The organism is Sphingomonas sp. SORGH_AS_0789 (genome assembly GCF_031453055.1).
Classification (GTDB): Bacteria; Pseudomonadota; Alphaproteobacteria; order Sphingomonadales; family Sphingomonadaceae; genus Sphingomonas.
This window is the reverse complement of sequence record NZ_JAVIYV010000001.1, coordinates 246550-262175: the sequence shown is the minus strand read 5'-3', so window position 1 is coordinate 262175 and position 15626 is coordinate 246550. Positions and strand designations below refer to the sequence as shown.

Annotated in this window: 17 protein-coding genes; 8 read left to right on the top strand and 9 right to left on the bottom strand. The window is 67.6% G+C overall.

Features of this window, described 5'->3' with window-relative positions; all coding sequences use genetic code 11:
• The first annotated feature begins 3 nt into the window (after positions 1–3).
• Positions 4–1020, top strand: a complete 1017-nt coding sequence (locus QE360_RS01085; protein ID WP_405052546.1) for an NADP-dependent oxidoreductase — start codon at positions 4–6, stop codon at positions 1018–1020.
• A 48-nt stretch (positions 1021–1068) separates the two neighbouring features.
• On the opposite strand, the gene QE360_RS01080 is transcribed toward QE360_RS01085, so the two are convergent.
• Positions 1069–1977, bottom strand: a complete 909-nt coding sequence (locus QE360_RS01080) for a neutral zinc metallopeptidase (RefSeq protein WP_307103931.1) — start codon at positions 1975–1977, stop codon at positions 1069–1071.
• A 125-nt stretch (positions 1978–2102) separates the two neighbouring features.
• Between QE360_RS01080 and QE360_RS01075 the strand changes: the two genes are divergently transcribed.
• Entirely contained in the window at positions 2103–2888 is a 786-nt protein-coding gene (locus tag QE360_RS01075) for a 3-hydroxybutyrate dehydrogenase (RefSeq protein WP_309698633.1), read from the top strand.
• A complete protein-coding gene (locus tag QE360_RS01070) occupies positions 2873–3496 on the top strand; it encodes a DUF4893 domain-containing protein (protein WP_307103936.1) in 624 nt (207 codons plus the stop codon). Before QE360_RS01075 ends, QE360_RS01070 begins: the two co-directional genes overlap by 16 nt.
• On the opposite strand, the gene QE360_RS01065 is transcribed toward QE360_RS01070, so the two are convergent.
• From QE360_RS01065 to aceA, 4 genes are all read right to left on the bottom strand, one after another.
• Positions 3448–4089, bottom strand: coding sequence for a hypothetical protein (locus QE360_RS01065; RefSeq protein ID WP_309698630.1), 642 nt, complete (start codon positions 4087–4089; stop codon positions 3448–3450). The genes QE360_RS01070 and QE360_RS01065 overlap by 49 nt on opposite strands.
• Positions 4090–4097: 8 nt before the next feature.
• Positions 4098–5057: a cation diffusion facilitator family transporter gene (locus tag QE360_RS01060; RefSeq protein WP_309698628.1), complete on the bottom strand. Its 960-nt coding sequence runs from the start codon at positions 5055–5057 to the stop codon at positions 4098–4100.
• 130 nt (positions 5058–5187) lie between these two features.
• A complete protein-coding gene (locus tag QE360_RS01055; protein WP_307103943.1) occupies positions 5188–5346 on the bottom strand; it encodes a hypothetical protein in 159 nt (52 codons plus the stop codon).
• A gap of 28 nt (positions 5347–5374) precedes the next feature.
• Positions 5375–6655 carry an isocitrate lyase gene (aceA, locus tag QE360_RS01050; RefSeq protein ID WP_309698626.1) on the bottom strand — a complete coding sequence of 427 codons (1281 nt, stop codon included), beginning with the start codon at positions 6653–6655 and terminating at the stop codon, positions 5375–5377.
• Positions 6656–6843: 188 nt separating this feature from the next.
• Between aceA and QE360_RS01045 the strand changes: the two genes are divergently transcribed.
• The gene (locus QE360_RS01045) at positions 6844–8238 is read left to right on the top strand and encodes a short-chain fatty acyl-CoA regulator family protein (protein WP_309698624.1); all 1395 of its coding nucleotides are present in this window, start codon (positions 6844–6846) and stop codon (positions 8236–8238) included.
• 58 nt (positions 8239–8296) lie between these two features.
• Positions 8297–10342, top strand: coding sequence for an EAL domain-containing protein (locus QE360_RS01040; RefSeq protein WP_309698622.1), 2046 nt, complete (start codon positions 8297–8299; stop codon positions 10340–10342).
• Between the two features lie 19 nt (positions 10343–10361).
• On the opposite strand, the gene QE360_RS01035 is transcribed toward QE360_RS01040, so the two are convergent.
• The 3 genes from QE360_RS01035 to QE360_RS01025 are packed head-to-tail and all read right to left on the bottom strand — an operon-like array spanning position 10362 to position 11948.
• Complete coding sequence (locus QE360_RS01035) at positions 10362–10727, bottom strand: response regulator (RefSeq protein WP_309698620.1); 366 nt, start codon at positions 10725–10727, stop codon at positions 10362–10364.
• A gap of 60 nt (positions 10728–10787) precedes the next feature.
• Complete coding sequence (locus QE360_RS01030) at positions 10788–11744, bottom strand: aldo/keto reductase (protein ID WP_309698618.1); 957 nt, start codon at positions 11742–11744, stop codon at positions 10788–10790.
• A gap of 6 nt (positions 11745–11750) precedes the next feature.
• Positions 11751–11948: a hypothetical protein gene (locus QE360_RS01025; RefSeq protein ID WP_309698616.1), complete on the bottom strand. Its 198-nt coding sequence runs from the start codon at positions 11946–11948 to the stop codon at positions 11751–11753.
• Between the two features lie 121 nt (positions 11949–12069).
• Here QE360_RS01025 and QE360_RS01020 point away from each other — a divergent pair, with 121 nt between their 5' ends.
• Complete coding sequence (locus QE360_RS01020; RefSeq protein ID WP_309698614.1) at positions 12070–12522, top strand: DUF4126 family protein; 453 nt, start codon at positions 12070–12072, stop codon at positions 12520–12522.
• 322 nt (positions 12523–12844) lie between these two features.
• Here the strand turns inward: QE360_RS01020 and QE360_RS01015 are convergent, their stop codons facing one another.
• The gene (locus QE360_RS01015; RefSeq protein WP_309704015.1) at positions 12845–14032 is read right to left on the bottom strand and encodes a Gfo/Idh/MocA family oxidoreductase; all 1188 of its coding nucleotides are present in this window, start codon (positions 14030–14032) and stop codon (positions 12845–12847) included.
• A gap of 121 nt (positions 14033–14153) precedes the next feature.
• Here QE360_RS01015 and QE360_RS01010 point away from each other — a divergent pair, with 121 nt between their 5' ends.
• Complete coding sequence (locus tag QE360_RS01010) at positions 14154–14543, top strand: c-type cytochrome (protein WP_405052545.1); 390 nt, start codon at positions 14154–14156, stop codon at positions 14541–14543.
• Positions 14544–14557: 14 nt separating this feature from the next.
• Positions 14558–15598, top strand: coding sequence for a sugar phosphate isomerase/epimerase (locus QE360_RS01005; protein ID WP_309704010.1), 1041 nt, complete (start codon positions 14558–14560; stop codon positions 15596–15598).
• Positions 15599–15626: the final 28 nt, after the last annotated feature.

Genomic DNA, 15626 nt, shown 5'->3' with positions numbered 1-15626 from the left:
CCCATGTCCGCAACCCATGACGAAAAGGACAAGATGATGAAGGCCTGGACTCTGGCGGCGCGTCCCAAGGGGATGCCGCGCGACGAGGATTTCGCGCTGGTCGAACAGCCGCTTTCCGAACTGGCCGACGGGCAGGTGCGCGTGGCGAACCGCTGGCTGTCGGTCGATCCCTATATGCGCGGCCGGATGAATGACGGGAAAAGCTATGTCCCGCCCTTCCAGCTGGGCGAGCCGATGCAGGGCGGGGCGATCGGCGAGGTGGTCGAGAGCCGCGCGGAAACCGTCCCGGTCGGCACGCTGGTCAGCCATATGGCGGGCTGGCGCGACGAGGCGGTGATCCCGGCGCAGCATGTCCAGCCGCTCCCCGATCTGGGCGTCGATCCGCAGGCGTTTCTGGGGCAGTTCGGCATGCCGGGCATGACCGCCTATTACGGCCTGCTCCAGGTGGCGGAGGCCAAGCCCGGCGACACCGTCTTCGTCTCGGCGGCGGCGGGGGCGGTCGGGTCGACCGTGGTCCAGATCGCCAAGGCGAAGGGCATGACGGTGATCGGCTCGGCAGGCGGCAAGGACAAGACCGACTGGGTCCGTTCGCTCGGCGCCGATGCGGTCATCGACTATAAGGGCGATGTGTCGGTGGTCGAGGCGCTGGGCAAGGCCGCGCCGGACGGGATCGACGTCTATTTCGACAATGTCGGCGGCGACCATCTCGACGCGGCGCTGGCCCATGCCAATCCGGGCGCGCGCTTTGCGATTTGCGGCATGATCGACGTCTATAACGACGCCAAGCCGACGAGCCTGAAGTATCTGGCGCGCCTGATCGGCAACCGGGTGCGGATCCAGGGTTTCATCGTCAGCGACTTCAAGGACCAGCAGGGCTTTTACCGCGATATGGCGGCGATGCTGGGCGAGGGGAAGCTGCAGCGCGAGGAGACGGTGTTCGAAGGTCTCGACCGCACGCCGGAGGCCTTTCTGGCGCTGTTCTCCGGCGGCAACAAGGGCAAGATGCTCGTCAAGCTATAAGCCGGAACGCCGCCGCCCCGGCCGTACGCCGGGGCGGCGAACCGGGCGTCAGATCGCGCCCGAGAAGGTGTCGCACTGGGCGGGATCGCCCGTCTCGATCCCGCGCCGCAGCCAGCGCATCCGCTGTTCCGAGGTGCCATGGGTGAAGCTGTCGGGCACGACCCGGCCGGTCGCCTCGCGCTGGAGCGTGTCGTCGCCGATCGCACGGGCGGCGGTCATGCCTTCCTCGACATCGCCGGGTTCCAGCCGATCGCGATTCTTCGCGGCCCAGACGCCCGCATAGCAATCCGCCTGCAATTCCAGCCGGACCGACAGGGCATTGCCCTCCGCCTCGCCCGCCGCCTGCTGTGCCTGCCGCACCTTGGTCGAGGTGCCGAGCAGGTTCTGGATGTGATGGCCGAACTCGTGCGCGACGACATAATAGCGTGCGAAATCGCCCTTTGCGCCGAAACGGGTCTCCAGTTCGTTGAAGAAGCTGGTGTCGAGATAGATGCCGCTATCGGTCGGGCAATAGAAGGGCCCCATCGCCGACTGCGCCGCGCCGCAGCCCGAGCGGCCCGATCCGCTGAAGAAGCGCAGGCCCGGCGCCTCGAAGCGCTGACCGGCCTGGGCGAAAATCTTTTCCCAGGTGTTGTCGGCATTGCTGAACGCGCGGCAGGTCTCACGCCGCTCGGGCGAGGCCTCGCACACCTGCCGGACGCTCTGTTCCCCCGACGAACCGGCGGAGCGGGTGACGGGCGCATTGCCGCCGCCACCGCCGCCGGTCAGCAGGCTCAGCGGGTTCAGGCCGACGACCGCCAGGATGATGAGGACGACGACGATCCCGCCGCAGCCGAATCGACTGCCGATCAGCGGCAACAGGCCGAAGAGCAGGCCGCCACCGCCTCCGCCGCCGAAGCCCCCGCTGGATTGCGCCTCGCCGACATTGATGTCGTTGTCATAATCGTCGAGCCGCATGGCGTCATTCCCCTTCGTTCCTGCCCCTATAACGGGTCTGTCATGCGTTGAACCCGCAAAGCCTTCCGGCGGTTGCACCGGGGGGCGTCTGCCAGCATGGTGCGGGCGGACCAAGGGAGAATGGCATGTTCCTGAAGGGCAAGACGGCGGTGATTTCCGGTTCCACCTCGGGCATCGGCCTTGCCTATGCCAGGGCGCTGGCCGCCGAGGGCGCGGCGGTGATGCTGAACGGTTTCGGCGAGGCGGACGCGATCGAGGCGAACCGCGCCGCGCTGGCGGAGCTCAGCGGTGCCGCGGCGCTGTACGATGCCGCCGACATGACCCGGCCCGACCAGATCGAGGCGATGATCGCGCGCGCGGCGGCGGAGACGGGATCGGTGGACATCGTCATCAACAATGCCGGTATCCAGCATGTCGCCCCGATCGCCGAATTTCCGGTCGAGAAATGGGATGCGATCATCGCGATCAACCTGTCCTCAGCCTGGCACATGATGCGCGCGGCGATCCCGCACATGCGGCAAAAGGGCTGGGGCCGGATCATCACTACCGCCTCGGCACACAGCCTGGTCGCCAGCCCCAACAAATCGGCCTATGTCGCGGCCAAGCATGGCGTGGTCGGCATCACCAAGACGGTGGCGCTGGAGGTCGCGACCGACGGCATCACCGCCAATTGCATCTCGCCCGGCTATGTCTGGACGCCGCTGGTCGAGAACCAGATCCCCGACACGATGAAGGCGCGCGGGCTGAGCCGCGAGCAGGTGATCGAGGACGTGCTGCTCAAGGCGCAGCCGACCAAGGAATTCGTCACCGTCGAACAGGTCGCGGCGCTGGCGCTGTTCCTGTGCCGCGACGAGGCCAGGGCGATCACCGGCGCGAACCTGTCGGTCGATGGCGGATGGACCGCGCAGTGAAGGCGGCCGGGCTGTTGGCCGCGCTCGCCGTCCTGGCGACGGCGGCGCCCGCCCCGGCGCGCCGCGATGCGGATGCGACCGACTGGCGACGCGCGGCGACCGAGTCGGACCGTATCCGGCTGCGCGGCTGGCGCACCGCCTGGATGAAGGCGCTGGGGCAGGCGCGGGCAGGGGGTGCGGGCAAGGAGATTGATGGCCTGGGCGAACTGGCCGACCCCGATCACTCGATCGCCGAGCCGACCCTGCCCGATGGCGACTATCGCTGCCGGACGATCAAGCTGGGGTCGCAAGGGCGCGCGGTGCTGACCTATGTCGCCTATTCCTATTTCCGTTGCCGCGTGTCGGCGGGCGGAACGCAACTGGCCAAGCTGGACGGGTCGCAGCGGCTCGCCGGGCGGATCTATGGCGACACCGATGCGCGCAGCATCTTCCTGGGCACGCTGATCCTGGGGGACGAAGAACGGTCCTATGCCTATGGTCGCGACGAGGCGCGCGACATGGCGGGCGTCGTGGAGCGGGTGGACGCCAAACGCTGGCGGATCGCCTTTCCCTATCCCGCTTATGAGTCGGTGCTGGACATCGTCGAGCTGGTGCCAGCCGGGACCTGAGCCACCGGCGCGAGGCTCGACGGGGCGGCGGGGAGCGGCGGCAGCGAGGCGAGATAGGCTTTGCCGCTCTGGCCGATGACGGTCACGCGGCCGGCATTCGCCTGCGCCACGGTCTTCAGATAGGAGCGGGGCTTCTTCATCAGCTCGGGATGCTCCAGCCCGACCAGCCCCAGCCGTCGTGCCGCTTCCTGCACGAAATGGACGCAGTTGCGCTGGTTCAGATTGTAACGGCCATCGCCCGTCTTCTCGTCCCAGGCGGCGACCAGCGCCAGGATGTCGCCATATTGCGCGTCGGTCATCACATAGGAAAATTGCGCGTCGCTGGTCGCGATATAGAAGGGCTTGGAGATATCCAGCCGCCCCTTGACCGTCCCCATCAGCAATGCCGGGGAAACCGACTTGGCGGTGAAGCCGTAATTGGCGTCGACCGGCGCGCCGGTGGCGTCGACCGTGCCGTGCAGGCTGAAAAAGGCATGGGGAAAGCTGTTCCCCAACTCATGGCTCCAGAAGGTGATGGTCACCGCCGCCTGCGCGGGAAGCGCGCCGAGAAGCGAAAAGGTCAGAGCGAGGGCAAGCCGCAAAAGCATCGTCATCAACGCACTCATAGCGGAGATTGGGGCACGGGCGGAGCGGCATTTTCATGCTTCTCCGGACGGATATAGATGGAGGACAGCATCGGCACCGCGCGGCGCAGATCGTCCTCCAGCGTCTCGATCAGCGTCTCCGCCTCGCCCATCGGAACGGAGTCGACGAAATCGGCGCTGATCGCGGCGAAGATGCTGTCGGGCGCGGTGTGGATCGTGCGGACATGGTTGACGTGCGCGATCCAGGGGCGGTCGGCGACGATCGTGCGGATCGTCTCCACCACCTGCGGGTCGGCGCGCTCGCCGATCAGCAGCCCCTTGGCCTCGCGCGCGAGCAGGATCGCGACCAGCCCCAGGACCAAGCCAATCAGGATCGAGGCGATGCCGTCGATCCGCGGATCGCCCAGCCGGTGCGACAGCCAGACGCCCAGTCCGGCGATGACCAGCCCGGCCAGCGCCGCCGAATCCTCGAACAGCACGATGAAGCCCGCCGGGTCCTTCGACTCATGGATCGCCTGCCACCAGCCGCCATCGCCCTTGGCCCGCGCGAATTCGCGCACCGCGATCGTCCAGGATGCGCCTTCGAGCGCGAAGGCGATGGCCAGGACGATATAGTTGACGGTGGGATCGCGCAGCTCTTCGGGCGTCTGGACATGCAGCCAGCCCTCATAGATCGAGATGCCCGCGCCCAGCGCGAAGATCAGGATGGCGACCACGAAGGCCCAGAAATACAGCTCGCGTCCATAGCCGAAGGGGTGGACCGCATCGGGCCCGCGCCTGGCGCGCTTCTGGCCATAGAGCAGCAGGATCTGGTTGCCGCTGTCCACCACCGAATGAACGCCCTCGGTCAGCATCGAGGACGAGCCGGTGATCCCGGCGGCGATGAACTTGGCGACGCCGATGCCCAGATTGGCGGCGAGCGCGCCGTACAGGACGATATTCTCGCGGATGCGCGCGGTCAGGCCGGTGTCGGGCATGGGCGGTCAAGCGCGCGATCGGGCCGCTTGTTCCGCAGCGCGAACAAACCCCGCCGATGCTGGATCGGCGGGGCGCTTCCTTCCCCAAGGAAGAGGGGTGATGGGCTGGTGGCGGCGGCGGGAGAAACCCTTATGACGCGATCCGCCCCAGCCGGTGGTACAGGTGGGCGAACTTGATCGATCGGGGATCGTCGGCGACACGCTTGACGTGTTCGGCGACGGCTTCCTTCATCAGCGCGAAATCCTCGGTGGAGAAGACGGCGCGGCTGCGTTGGGGTTCGGTCGGCATGGCATATTCTCCTCTCTTATGAACGGGGTCAGGCGGCCCGCTCGAACTGGGCGGCCTCGGTGGATTGGGCGAGCGCGGTGGTCGAGCTGTCGCCGCCCGCCACGGTCTGCGCGATCAGGTCGAAATAGCCGGTGCCTACCTCGCGCTGGTGGCGGGTCGCGGTATAGCCATGGCCCTCGGCGGCGAACTCGGCCTGTTGCAGCTCGGAATAGGCCGCCATGCCCCGGTCGCGATAGCCGCGCGCCAGCTCGAACATGCCGTAATTGAGCTGGTGGAACCCGGCGAGCGTGACGAACTGGAACTTGTACCCCATCGCCCCGATCTCCCGCTGGAAGCGGGCGATGTCGTCGCGGTCCAGATTCTTCTCCCAGTTGAAGCTGGGCGAGCAGTTATAGGCGAGCATCTTGTCCGGATAGGCGCGCCGGATCGCCTCGGCGAAGCGGCGGGCATCGGCAAGATTGGGCTTCGACGTCTCCCACCACAGCAGATCGGCATGCGGCGCGAAGGCCAGGCCGCGCTTGATGCAATGATCGACCCCGGTGCCCTCCTTCAGACGGAAAAAGCCCTCGGGCGTCCGCTCGCCGGTCAGGAATTCGGCATCGCGCTCGTCCACGTCCGAGGTGATCAGCCGCGCGCTTTCGGCGTCGGTGCGCGCGCAGATCACCGTCGGCACGCCCGCCACATCCGCCGCCAGCCGCGCCGCATCCAGATTGCGGATATGCGCGGCGGTCGGGATCAGCACCTTGCCGCCCAGATGGCCGCACTTCTTCTCCGATGCCAGCTGGTCCTCGAAATGCACGCCCGCCGCGCCCGCCGCGATATAGGCCTTCATGATCTCGAAGCAGTTGAGCGGACCGCCGAATCCGGCTTCGGCATCGGCGATGATCGGGGCGAACCAGTCGCGGGTCGCGCCGCCCTCGGCATGTTCGATCTGGTCGGCGCGCGCCAGCGTCGCGTTGATCCGCCGCGCCAGCTCGGGCCCGGCATTGGCGGGGTAGAGCGACTGGTCGGGATACATCTGCCCCGCCGTATTGGCGTCGGCCGCGACCTGCCAGCCCGACAGATAGATGGCCTTCAGCCCCGCGCGGACCATCTGCATCGCCTGGTTGCCCGACAGCGCGCCCAGCGCATGGACATAATCCTCGGCCTTCAGCAATTCCCACAGCTTCAGCGCGCCGCGCCGGGCGAGCGTATGCTCCACCGCGATCGACCCGCGCAGCCGCGCGACATCCGCCGGGGCGTAGGGACGGGCGATCCCGTCGAACCGCCCGGCAGGGGCCGGAACCAGGTCGGTGAAGCTCTGCGTCATGGCGTGATCCTTTACAAAATCGCTATTCCCTGAGGCGGAGAATGCGGCTGTTCAGAGCGATGAGATAGGCAGTTGCATTGTTTTGGCGCGTGTCGGGGTCACGTCGCTGCGGCCTCCAACATGTCGTCTTGTAAAGAATTGACAGCCTCTGCGCGGCATAGCAGCATGATGCCGGAGGAGAGCCGGGCATGGGCGGAGCCAAGCTGATCGCGGGTCATGCAGTGCGACGGTTGCGCCGCCAGCATGGATTGTCGCAGGCGGCGATGGCCGAGATGCTCGCCATCTCGCCAAGCTATCTCAACCTCATCGAACGCAATCAGCGCCCCGTCTCGGCGGCGCTGCTGGTGCGGCTGGTCGAGACGTTCGACTTCGACCCGCGCGCGCTGGCGGCGGATGCGCCGGGGGGCGGGACGGCGGCGATGCGGCGGCGGCTGGCCGATCCGATGTTCGCCGATCTGGAAATCGACCGGACGGAGCTGGAGGAATGGCTGGCGGCGGCGCCCGGCGGCGCGGAGGCCTTTGCCCGCGCGTTCGACCGGATCGCAGGGGTTGGCGAGGCGAAGGCTGCGACCCCGGCCGCGCCCGATCCGACACTGCTCGTCCGGCGCGAGATCGAGCGGTGGCGCAACCATTTCCCCGATCTCGACGCGGCGGCCGAGGGGCTGGCCGACGAACTGCGCATGGCGGCGGGCGATCTCTATGGCGCGCTGGCCGAGCGGCTTCGCGTCCGCCACGCGCTGACCATCCGCATCCTGCCGATCGACATTTTGCCCGATCTGCTGACCCGGCTGGACCTCCATGCGCGCCAGTTGCAGCTGTCGGAGATGCTGGAGGCCCCGGCGCGCGTCTTTGCGCTGGCGACGCAACTCGCCCAGTTGGAGGCCCGCGCCGAGATCGACGCGCTGGCGCGCGGCGCGGCCTTTGGCGACCGGATCGCCGAGCGGCTGTTCCGTCGCCACCTGCAACGCTATTTCGCGGCAGCTTTGGTCATGCCCTATGCCCGCGTCCTGCGCGCGTGCGAGGCGACCGGCTATGACCTGGAGATCGTCGCGCGGCGCTTCGGCGTTTCGTACGAGCAATTGGCGCATCGGCTGACCACCCTGGGGCGGGTCGGTGCGCGGGGGCTGCCCTTTTTCCTGATGCGCGTGGACCGCGCGGGGCAGGTGTCCAAACGCTATGCCGGTTCGGCCAATCCAGTGCTGGTCGAGGCCGAAGGACGGTGTCCGCTATGGACCGTCTTCGCCGCCTTCGAGCGTGTGGGGGAGGCGGTGTTCCAACTGGTCGAGATGCCCGATGGCAGCCGCTTCGCGACCATCGCACTGGCCGGGAGCCGCGCGGGGCGGTCGGTCTCGGGCGTGACCGCGCGTTTCGCGCTGGTCCTGGGACTGGAGGCCGGTCTGGCGGGGCAACTGGCCGCCGCGCGCGGGCATGCGCTGACCGGACCGGCGACGCCGATCGGGCCCGGTTGTCGCCATTGTCCTCGCCCCGCCTGTCCGCAAAGATCCCTGCCCCCCATCGGCCGGGCCCTGATCGTGGGCGAACGAGACCGGCCGATCAACGCGCTGGTCTTTGCCCCGGATTGAGAAATACGATCTGGATTACTTAACCTGTTTTAAGGGTTGATCGTATACAACGAACGCCATGACCTGGCTTCATCGTCGTATTCAGTCCCTGGAATTTCGGTTCGCGGCGATGCTGACCATCGTCCTTGGCATTTTCATGCTCCTCGGCGGCTGTGGACTTCTGTTGAACAACCAGTTGCTTACCATGGTCCAGTCGACGCGCCGGATCGCGACGCTGCTCGACCAGCATGACAAGAAGGACGCGCAACTGCGCGATTTCCGGGTCCGAATCGGTGCGCTGACCCGGCGGGTCGAGCAGGGGGGCAGCGTGCCGGCGCAACGCTGGCACATGCTGGACGTCAGCGCACGGGCCTGGCTGGCCGCCTCGCGGGTCGAGGATGGCGGCGTGCCGCCGGACCTCGTCACGGCCCATGACGAAGAGCTGGCGGCGGAGCGGCAGCTTCTGCGCACGGCGCGGGACGTGATCCGTCAGGCGAGTGATCGGGATTCGATGAAGCGGACCATGCCGGTCTTCATCGCCGAACTGCACGTGCTGGAGGGGCGGCGCGACGCCGTGCACGAACGGCTGATCCGTCGGCTGGGATGGCAGACGCGGGAGGTGGAGGCGCTGGCCAGGCGTGCGCTGGTCCAGATGGTCCTGGCCGGGTTGCTGGTCGTGATCCTGGTATCCGGGCTGATCCTCTGGCTGCGGAACCGGATCATGCGCCCGTTGATGAACATCGTCGCGGCGATGCGCGCGATGAGCGCGGGCCTGACGCTGGAGCCGCTCTGCCTGCGCCGTCGCGACGAACTGGGCGAACTGGCGCGCGGCATGGACGCGCTGGCCCGCGCCGCCGAGGAGCGCGAGCGTATCCAGCGACAGGTCGAATATCTGGCCCATCACGATCCGCTGACCGGGCTGGCCAACCGGGTCGTCTTTGAACGGCGGCTCAACGCGGCCTTGCAGGCCGGACGCCGGATCGCGTTGCTGGCGGTCGATCTGGACGGGTTCAAGGGTGTGAACGACACGCTCGGCCATGCCACCGGCGACACCATGCTCCGGCGCGCCAGCGATCTGCTCGCCGCGGCGGTGGGCAGCGGCGATACCGTCGCGCGGATCGGCGGGGACGAGTTCGCCATCATCCACCATCTGGCCCCCGACGAACAGGATGCCGAGGCGCTGGTGCGCCGTATCTATGCCATCGTCGCCAACGATCCCGCCAGCCCGGCGGTGCGGATGAGCATCGGCGTCGCCCTGTCGCCGCGCCATGGTCGCGAAGCCGACGAGCTTCAGGCCTGCGCCGATATCGCGCTCTACCGGGCCAAGGCGGACGGCCGCCACCGTGCCCGTCATTACGACTCGGCGATGGACGAGGAACGTCGCCAGCGCCGCTGGATTGCGCACGAACTGCGCGATGCGGGGGTGCGCGGCGAATTGCAGCTGGCGTTTCAGCCGATCGCGGATTGCCGGACCCGGCGGATCATTGGACAGGAGGCGCTGGCGCGCTGGACCCACCCGGTGCTCGGCCCGGTCAGCCCCGACGTCTTCATCGCCATCGCCGAGGAAGACGGCATGATCGGCGAGATCGGCCACCGGCTGCTGATCGAGGCGCTGATCGTCGCGCGCGCCTGGCCACGCGACTGGATGCTGGCGATCAACCTGTCGCCGGTGCAGCTGCGCGATCCGATGCTCGCTAGGCAGATGCTGGCGACGATCCTCGACCATGGCTTCGACCCGCGTCGTGTCGAGGTGGAGGTGACCGAGGGCGTGCTGATCGAGCAGCGCGAGACCGCCACCGCCAATCTGTGCGCGCTGCGCCAGGCGGGGGTGCGGATCGTCATGGACGATTTCGGCACCGGCTATTCCTCGCTCAGCAGCCTCCAGCAATTCCGGTTCGACAAGATCAAGATCGATCGCAGCTTCACCAGCGGCATGGATTCGCACGGCCCCGCTTTGTCGATCGTCCGCGCCTCGATCGGACTGGGACGCAGCCTGAACATCCCGATCGTCGCCGAGGGCGTGGAAACCGAGGCGCAACTGGCGACCCTGCGCGAATTGGGGTGCGACCAGATCCAGGGCTATCTGATCGGTCGTCCGGGCGTGGTCCAGGCCAGGGCGGCCTGACGCGAAAACGGGCCTGGGGTCAGGCCATTTCCTCTTCGAGCATCCGGATGATCTCGTGCCCGACATAAGGCTTGGCGACGAAGCGAATATCGTCGGGCAGGTCGGTGGGGGCAAAGGCCTGATGCCCCAACGTCACCAGCACCGCGACGCGCGGATAGGCCCCCCGGATGCGCTCCGCCAGCGCCGCGCCGTCGAGCGAGCCCGGCATCGCGACATCGGTGAAGACCGCGCGAATGTCCGGATGACGGTCCAGCGCGATCAGCGCCTCGTCGGCATTCGCCGCCTGGATCACCGCATAACCGGCATCCTCGAACGCGAAGCGGACATGCAGCAACAGCAGCGGCTGGTCTTCGACGATCAGGACGGTCGGTCGCGGTGCGGACATGGGCTCTGATGACAAGGGAATGACAAGATTTTCCAAATTAATATAGTTTAATTTCGCTGTCTAGGCGCCGCTGGCGTCGAGTCGGGCCATCTGGTCGTCGGTCAGGGTCAGGTGCATAGCGGGCGTCAATTCGCTCAGCTGGGTCACGCTGGTCGCGCTCGCGATCGGGGCGGTGACGCCCGCCTGGGCCATCAGCCAGGCCAGCGCCACCTGCGCCGGGGTGGCCCGCACCTCCTCTGCCACATCGTCGAGCGCGGCGAGGACATCGGCCCCCTTGCCGTGCAGCAGCTCCCCCATCCGGGCGCCCCGCACGCTTTGCGACAGATCGGCTTCGCTGCGGTACTTGCCGGTCAGGAACCCGGCGGCGAGCCCGTAATAGGGGACGACGCCGATATTCTCGGTGACGCAGTAATCCTGCAATTCGCCCTCGAACTTGTGGCGGCTGACCAGATTATATTCGGGCTGAAGGACGTGGAAGCGCGGCAGTCCCGCGTCACGCGCCGCGTCATTGGCGGACTTCAGCCGGGCGGCGTGGAAGTTGGACGCGCCGATCACGCGGACCTTGCCCGCCTCGACCAGCCGGGCAAAGGCCTCCATCACCGCCTCCTGCGGCTGATCCTCGTCATCCTGATGCGCGAAATACAGGTCGATATGGTCGGTGCCCAACCGCTTCAGCGAGGCTTCGGCCGCCGCCACGATCCGCGCGGGCGCCAGCTTCTCGCCGCCTTCGCCGGGCAGCATCCCGACCTTGGTCGCGATCAGCACCCGGTCGCGCTTTCCGCGGGCCCTCAGCCATTCGCCGATCATCGCCTCGGACTCGCCGCCTTGATGCCCGTCGACCCAGGCCGAATAGACATCGGCGGTGTCGATCATCGTACCGCCCTGGTCGACAAAGGCGTCGAGCACCGCAAAGCTCGCCGTGCGATCGGCGGTCCAGCCGAACACATTGCCGCCCAGCACCAAGGGCGCGATCATCAGGTCGGTCGATCCCAGGCGGCGCAGATTCTTGTCGGTCATGGACGCTTAACCCTCGGTATCATGGGATGTTTCCCCCGTAACGTTCGAAGGCGTCATCGCGTTCAGATCGACCGCATTGGCATCGAGCATGGCGGCGGCCTCGTTGAGCTGGCGATTCTCCTCCTCGCTCAGACCCGTGGGCTGGGTGTTGGAGGAACAGGCGGCAAGCGACAGCAGCGCGGCGAGGGGAAGGATGGGTTTCATGCCCGCATCATGGCGCAGTCGGGATGTCGTGGGAAAGGGGGCGCGACAGGCCGCCGGGAACCCGGTGGCGGGCGGCGGGATTGGTGCCGCTCGTCATGGGTTTCACGAAAAGGGTCGCGTCATGCTCGCATCGTTCAAAATGGGTCTGGTCGGCGGTCAGCGCGCCATGACCCCGCTGGCCGCCGTGTCGATCGCGGCGGCGCGTGGGGAATTGCGGCTGGGCAAGGGGCCGCTGAAATGGCTCGCCAACCCGCTGGTCGCGGCGGGCACGCTGGCGCTCGCCATCGGCGAGATGGCGGGCGACAAGCAGAAGACCGCGCCCGACCGGATCGTGCCGATCGGTCTCGCGGCCCGCTTCACCACCTCGGCGATCGCAGGCGCGGCGCTCGCCAGCCCGAAGCATCGCTGGCTGGGCGCGGCGGTCGGCGGCGTGACGGCGGTGATCGCCTCCTATCCCGGCTGGCGCGGACGCATGGCGGCGCTGGGCCGTTATGGCCAGACGAAGACGGGCTTTGCCGAGGATGCGGCGGTCCTGGCCGGAGCAGTCAGGATCGTGCGGGGGCGCAAGACCTGACGCCGCCGTGCCCCTCCCGATGAGCCGATAGCCCGGCGCGGCCCGGTCCGTCGGTCCTACCGATCAGACCTAGGGCCGATCGCCATTCAGCGATGCCTTTCCGTCCCTCGCCCCTCGCAGAGGGGAGAGGGTTGCGCAGACTTGGCCTTTGCATGAGCAAAGGCTTAGTCGGAGCTGGGTGAGGGGGCATGCGCGCAGCGCGCGAGCCCTTGGGCTCGCTCAACCCCTCACCCAAGCTGCGCTAGCCAGCAGGCTGGCAAGCTTCGCTAACCCTCTCCCCTGTCCAGGGGAGAGGGGAAGAAGACGCGATACTGAATGCCAGTCAGACCTGGCCCCCGATGCTATCGACCTCGGGAAACGCCGTCCATTTCTCGTCCGACGCGGCATTGGCGAGCGCCGCCTCGACAAAGGCCATGGTGCGCAACCCCGGCACCAATCCCGGAAACCAGTCCGCCGCGCCGATCGCGCCGCCTTCTGCCGGGCCATCCTCGTCCAGCGTCCGGGCGACCGCGCGGTAGAGATTGGCGAAGGCTTCGATATAGCCTTCGGGGTGGCCGCCCGGCGTGCGCTGGCGGGGCAGGGTGGTGTCGGCCAGCCCCGGCCCGCCCGCGCGGACGATCTCCGCCGGGCGGTCGAGCCAGCGCAGGGTCAGCGTGTTCGGCTCCATCTGCGACCATTCCAGCCCGCCCTTCTCGCCATGGATGCGCAGGCGCAGGCCGTTTTCCTCACCCGCCGCCACCTGGGTCGCGCGCAACGTGCCGCGCGCGCCGCCGTCGAAGCGGAGAAGCACGTTCACATCGTCGTCGAGCATCCGCCCGTCGACATGGGTCGTCACGTCCGCCGACAAGGCCGCGACTCGGTGGCCCGAGACATGCTCGGCCAGTTGAAAGGCATGGGTGCCGATATCGCCCAGGCAGCCGCCCAGCCCGGCGCGCGCCGGGTCGGTGCGCCATTCGGCCTGTTTGTTGCCTTCGCGGTCGAGCGGGCGGCTCAGCCAGCCCTGGATATATTCGACATGGATCAGCCGGATCGCGCCGAAATCGCCCCGCGCCACCCGCGCCCGCGCCTCCTCGACCATCGGATAGCCGCTATAGGTGAAGGCGAGCGCATAGAGCCGGCCCGAGGTGCGGGCGGCCTCGGCGATGGCGCGGGCTTCGGCGAGGTTCATCGCCATCGGCTTTTCGCTGAACACCGCGAAACCGGCGTTCAGTGCGGCGATCGCCATGGGGGCGTGGAGATGATTGGGCGTGACGATCGCGACCGCATCGATCCGGTCCCCTTCGGCACGCGCGCGCTCGTCGGCCAGCAGCGCGTCGAGCGTGTCATGGACCCGGTCGGGGGACAGGCCCAGCTGTTTGCCCGTCCGGCGGTTGCGCTGCGGATCGCTGCTGAACGCGCCCGCGACCAGATCCCAATCCCCGTCCAGCGCCGCGGCCATGCGATGGATCGCCCCGATAAAGGCCCCTTCGCCGCCACCCGCCATCGCCAGCCGCAACCTGCGCTTCGCCATCATCCTCTCCTTTGCCCCGGTCGCTCACATGGCGACATTCGATGCTTGCACGCCGACGGTTTAGCGGTAAACTCGATCGCGAACCAGCGAGTCTGGGAAAGAAAATGACAGGAGAGTGAGGATGAGGCAGCTGCTCTGGGTGGCCGCATTGCCCGGTGCCATGACCATCGTCATCGCCGCCAATGCGCCATCGACCGCGCAATCGGCCCCCGCCGCGGGGGCACAGGCCTTTGCCGCCTGCCGCGCCTGCCACACGCTCAACAAGGGCGGGCGGAACGGCGTCGGTCCCAATCTGAACGGGGTCTTCGGGCGGCAGGCCGGGTCGGTGCCCGGCTTCAACTATTCGCCCGCGATGAAGGCCTCCGGGTTGAAGTGGGACGACAAGACGCTGAACGAGTTTATCGCCGCCCCGATGAAGAAGGTGCCGGGCACGCGGATGCCGATCGGCGTCGCCGATCCGGCCAAGCGCGCCGCGCTGATCGCCTATCTCAAGGCCGAGACCGCCAAGTGAGTGCGGTGCCCACCATGCGCGGGCCGGGCATCTTCCTGGCGCAGTTCATGGGCGATGCGGCCCCGTTCGACACGCTGGACTCGGCGGCGCGCTGGATGGCGGAGGCGGGCTATGAAGGCGTGCAGATCCCGACCTGGGACGCGCGTTGCATCGACCTGAAGACGGCCGCCGAAAGCCAGGATTATTGCGATGATCTGGCCGGTCGCTGTGCCGATGCCGGGGTCGCGATCACCGAATTGTCGACCCATTTGCAGGGGCAGCTGGTCGCGGTCCACCCCGCCTATGACGCCGCGTTCGACGGCTTCGCGCCCGAGGCGGTGCGGGGCAAACCCGCCGAGCGACAGGCCTGGGCGGTCGAGCAACTCGGATATGCTGCCAAGGCGAGTCGGCGGCTGGGCCTGAAGGCGCATGCGACCTTTTCGGGCGCGCTGCTCTGGCCCTTCGTCTATCCCTGGCCGCAGCGTCCCGCCGGGCTGGTCGCGGAAGGGTTTGCCGAACTCGGCAAGCGCTGGCGGCCGATCCTGGATGCGTTCGAGGAGGAGGGCGTCGACCTCTGCTACGAACTCCATCCCGGCGAGGATCTCCACGACGGAACGACCTTCGAACGTTTCCTGGATTCGGTCGGCGGCCATGCCCGCGCCAATATCCTCTACGACCCCAGCCATTTCGTGCTGCAGGCGATGGATTATCTGCAATTCATCGACTTCTATCACGACCGCATCCGCATGTTCCACGTCAAGGATGCCGAGTTCAACCCGACCGGCCGCGCGGGTGTCTATGGCAGTTACAGCGATTGGATCGACCGGCCGGGGCGGTTCCGGTCGCTGGGCGACGGGCAGGTGGATTTCGGCGGGATTTTCTCCAAGCTGACCCAATATGGCTATGCCGGTTGGGCGGTGCTGGAATGGGAATGCTGCCTGAAGCACCCGGAGGACGGCGCGCGCGAAGGGGTTCCGTTCATCGCCGCCCATATGATCCGCCGGGCCGAGCGCGCCTTTGACGATTTCGCCGGTGGCGGCGATCCGGCGGCGAATAGACGCTGGTTAGGAATTTAAGCAATTCAATGGCTTGACCATCCGCTTC

Coding starts and splice junctions, on each gene's coding strand:
- QE360_RS01085 (WP_405052546.1), top strand. CDS start 4: ATGTCCGCAACCCATGACGAAAAGGACAAGATGATGAAGGCCTGGACT.
- QE360_RS01080 (WP_307103931.1), bottom strand. CDS start 1,977: ATGCGGCTCGACGATTATGACAACGACATCAATGTCGGCGAGGCGCAA.
- QE360_RS01075 (WP_309698633.1), top strand. CDS start 2,103: ATGTTCCTGAAGGGCAAGACGGCGGTGATTTCCGGTTCCACCTCGGGC.
- QE360_RS01070 (WP_307103936.1), top strand. CDS start 2,873: ATGGACCGCGCAGTGAAGGCGGCCGGGCTGTTGGCCGCGCTCGCCGTC.
- QE360_RS01065 (WP_309698630.1), bottom strand. CDS start 4,089: ATGACGATGCTTTTGCGGCTTGCCCTCGCTCTGACCTTTTCGCTTCTC.
- QE360_RS01060 (WP_309698628.1), bottom strand. CDS start 5,057: ATGCCCGACACCGGCCTGACCGCGCGCATCCGCGAGAATATCGTCCTG.
- QE360_RS01055 (WP_307103943.1), bottom strand. CDS start 5,346: ATGCCGACCGAACCCCAACGCAGCCGCGCCGTCTTCTCCACCGAGGAT.
- aceA (WP_309698626.1), bottom strand. CDS start 6,655: ATGACGCAGAGCTTCACCGACCTGGTTCCGGCCCCTGCCGGGCGGTTC.
- QE360_RS01045 (WP_309698624.1), top strand. CDS start 6,844: ATGGGCGGAGCCAAGCTGATCGCGGGTCATGCAGTGCGACGGTTGCGC.
- QE360_RS01040 (WP_309698622.1), top strand. CDS start 8,297: ATGACCTGGCTTCATCGTCGTATTCAGTCCCTGGAATTTCGGTTCGCG.
- QE360_RS01035 (WP_309698620.1), bottom strand. CDS start 10,727: ATGTCCGCACCGCGACCGACCGTCCTGATCGTCGAAGACCAGCCGCTG.
- QE360_RS01030 (WP_309698618.1), bottom strand. CDS start 11,744: ATGACCGACAAGAATCTGCGCCGCCTGGGATCGACCGACCTGATGATC.
- QE360_RS01025 (WP_309698616.1), bottom strand. CDS start 11,948: ATGAAACCCATCCTTCCCCTCGCCGCGCTGCTGTCGCTTGCCGCCTGT.
- QE360_RS01020 (WP_309698614.1), top strand. CDS start 12,070: ATGCTCGCATCGTTCAAAATGGGTCTGGTCGGCGGTCAGCGCGCCATG.
- QE360_RS01015 (WP_309704015.1), bottom strand. CDS start 14,032: ATGGCGAAGCGCAGGTTGCGGCTGGCGATGGCGGGTGGCGGCGAAGGG.
- QE360_RS01010 (WP_405052545.1), top strand. CDS start 14,154: ATGAGGCAGCTGCTCTGGGTGGCCGCATTGCCCGGTGCCATGACCATC.
- QE360_RS01005 (WP_309704010.1), top strand. CDS start 14,558: ATGCGCGGGCCGGGCATCTTCCTGGCGCAGTTCATGGGCGATGCGGCC.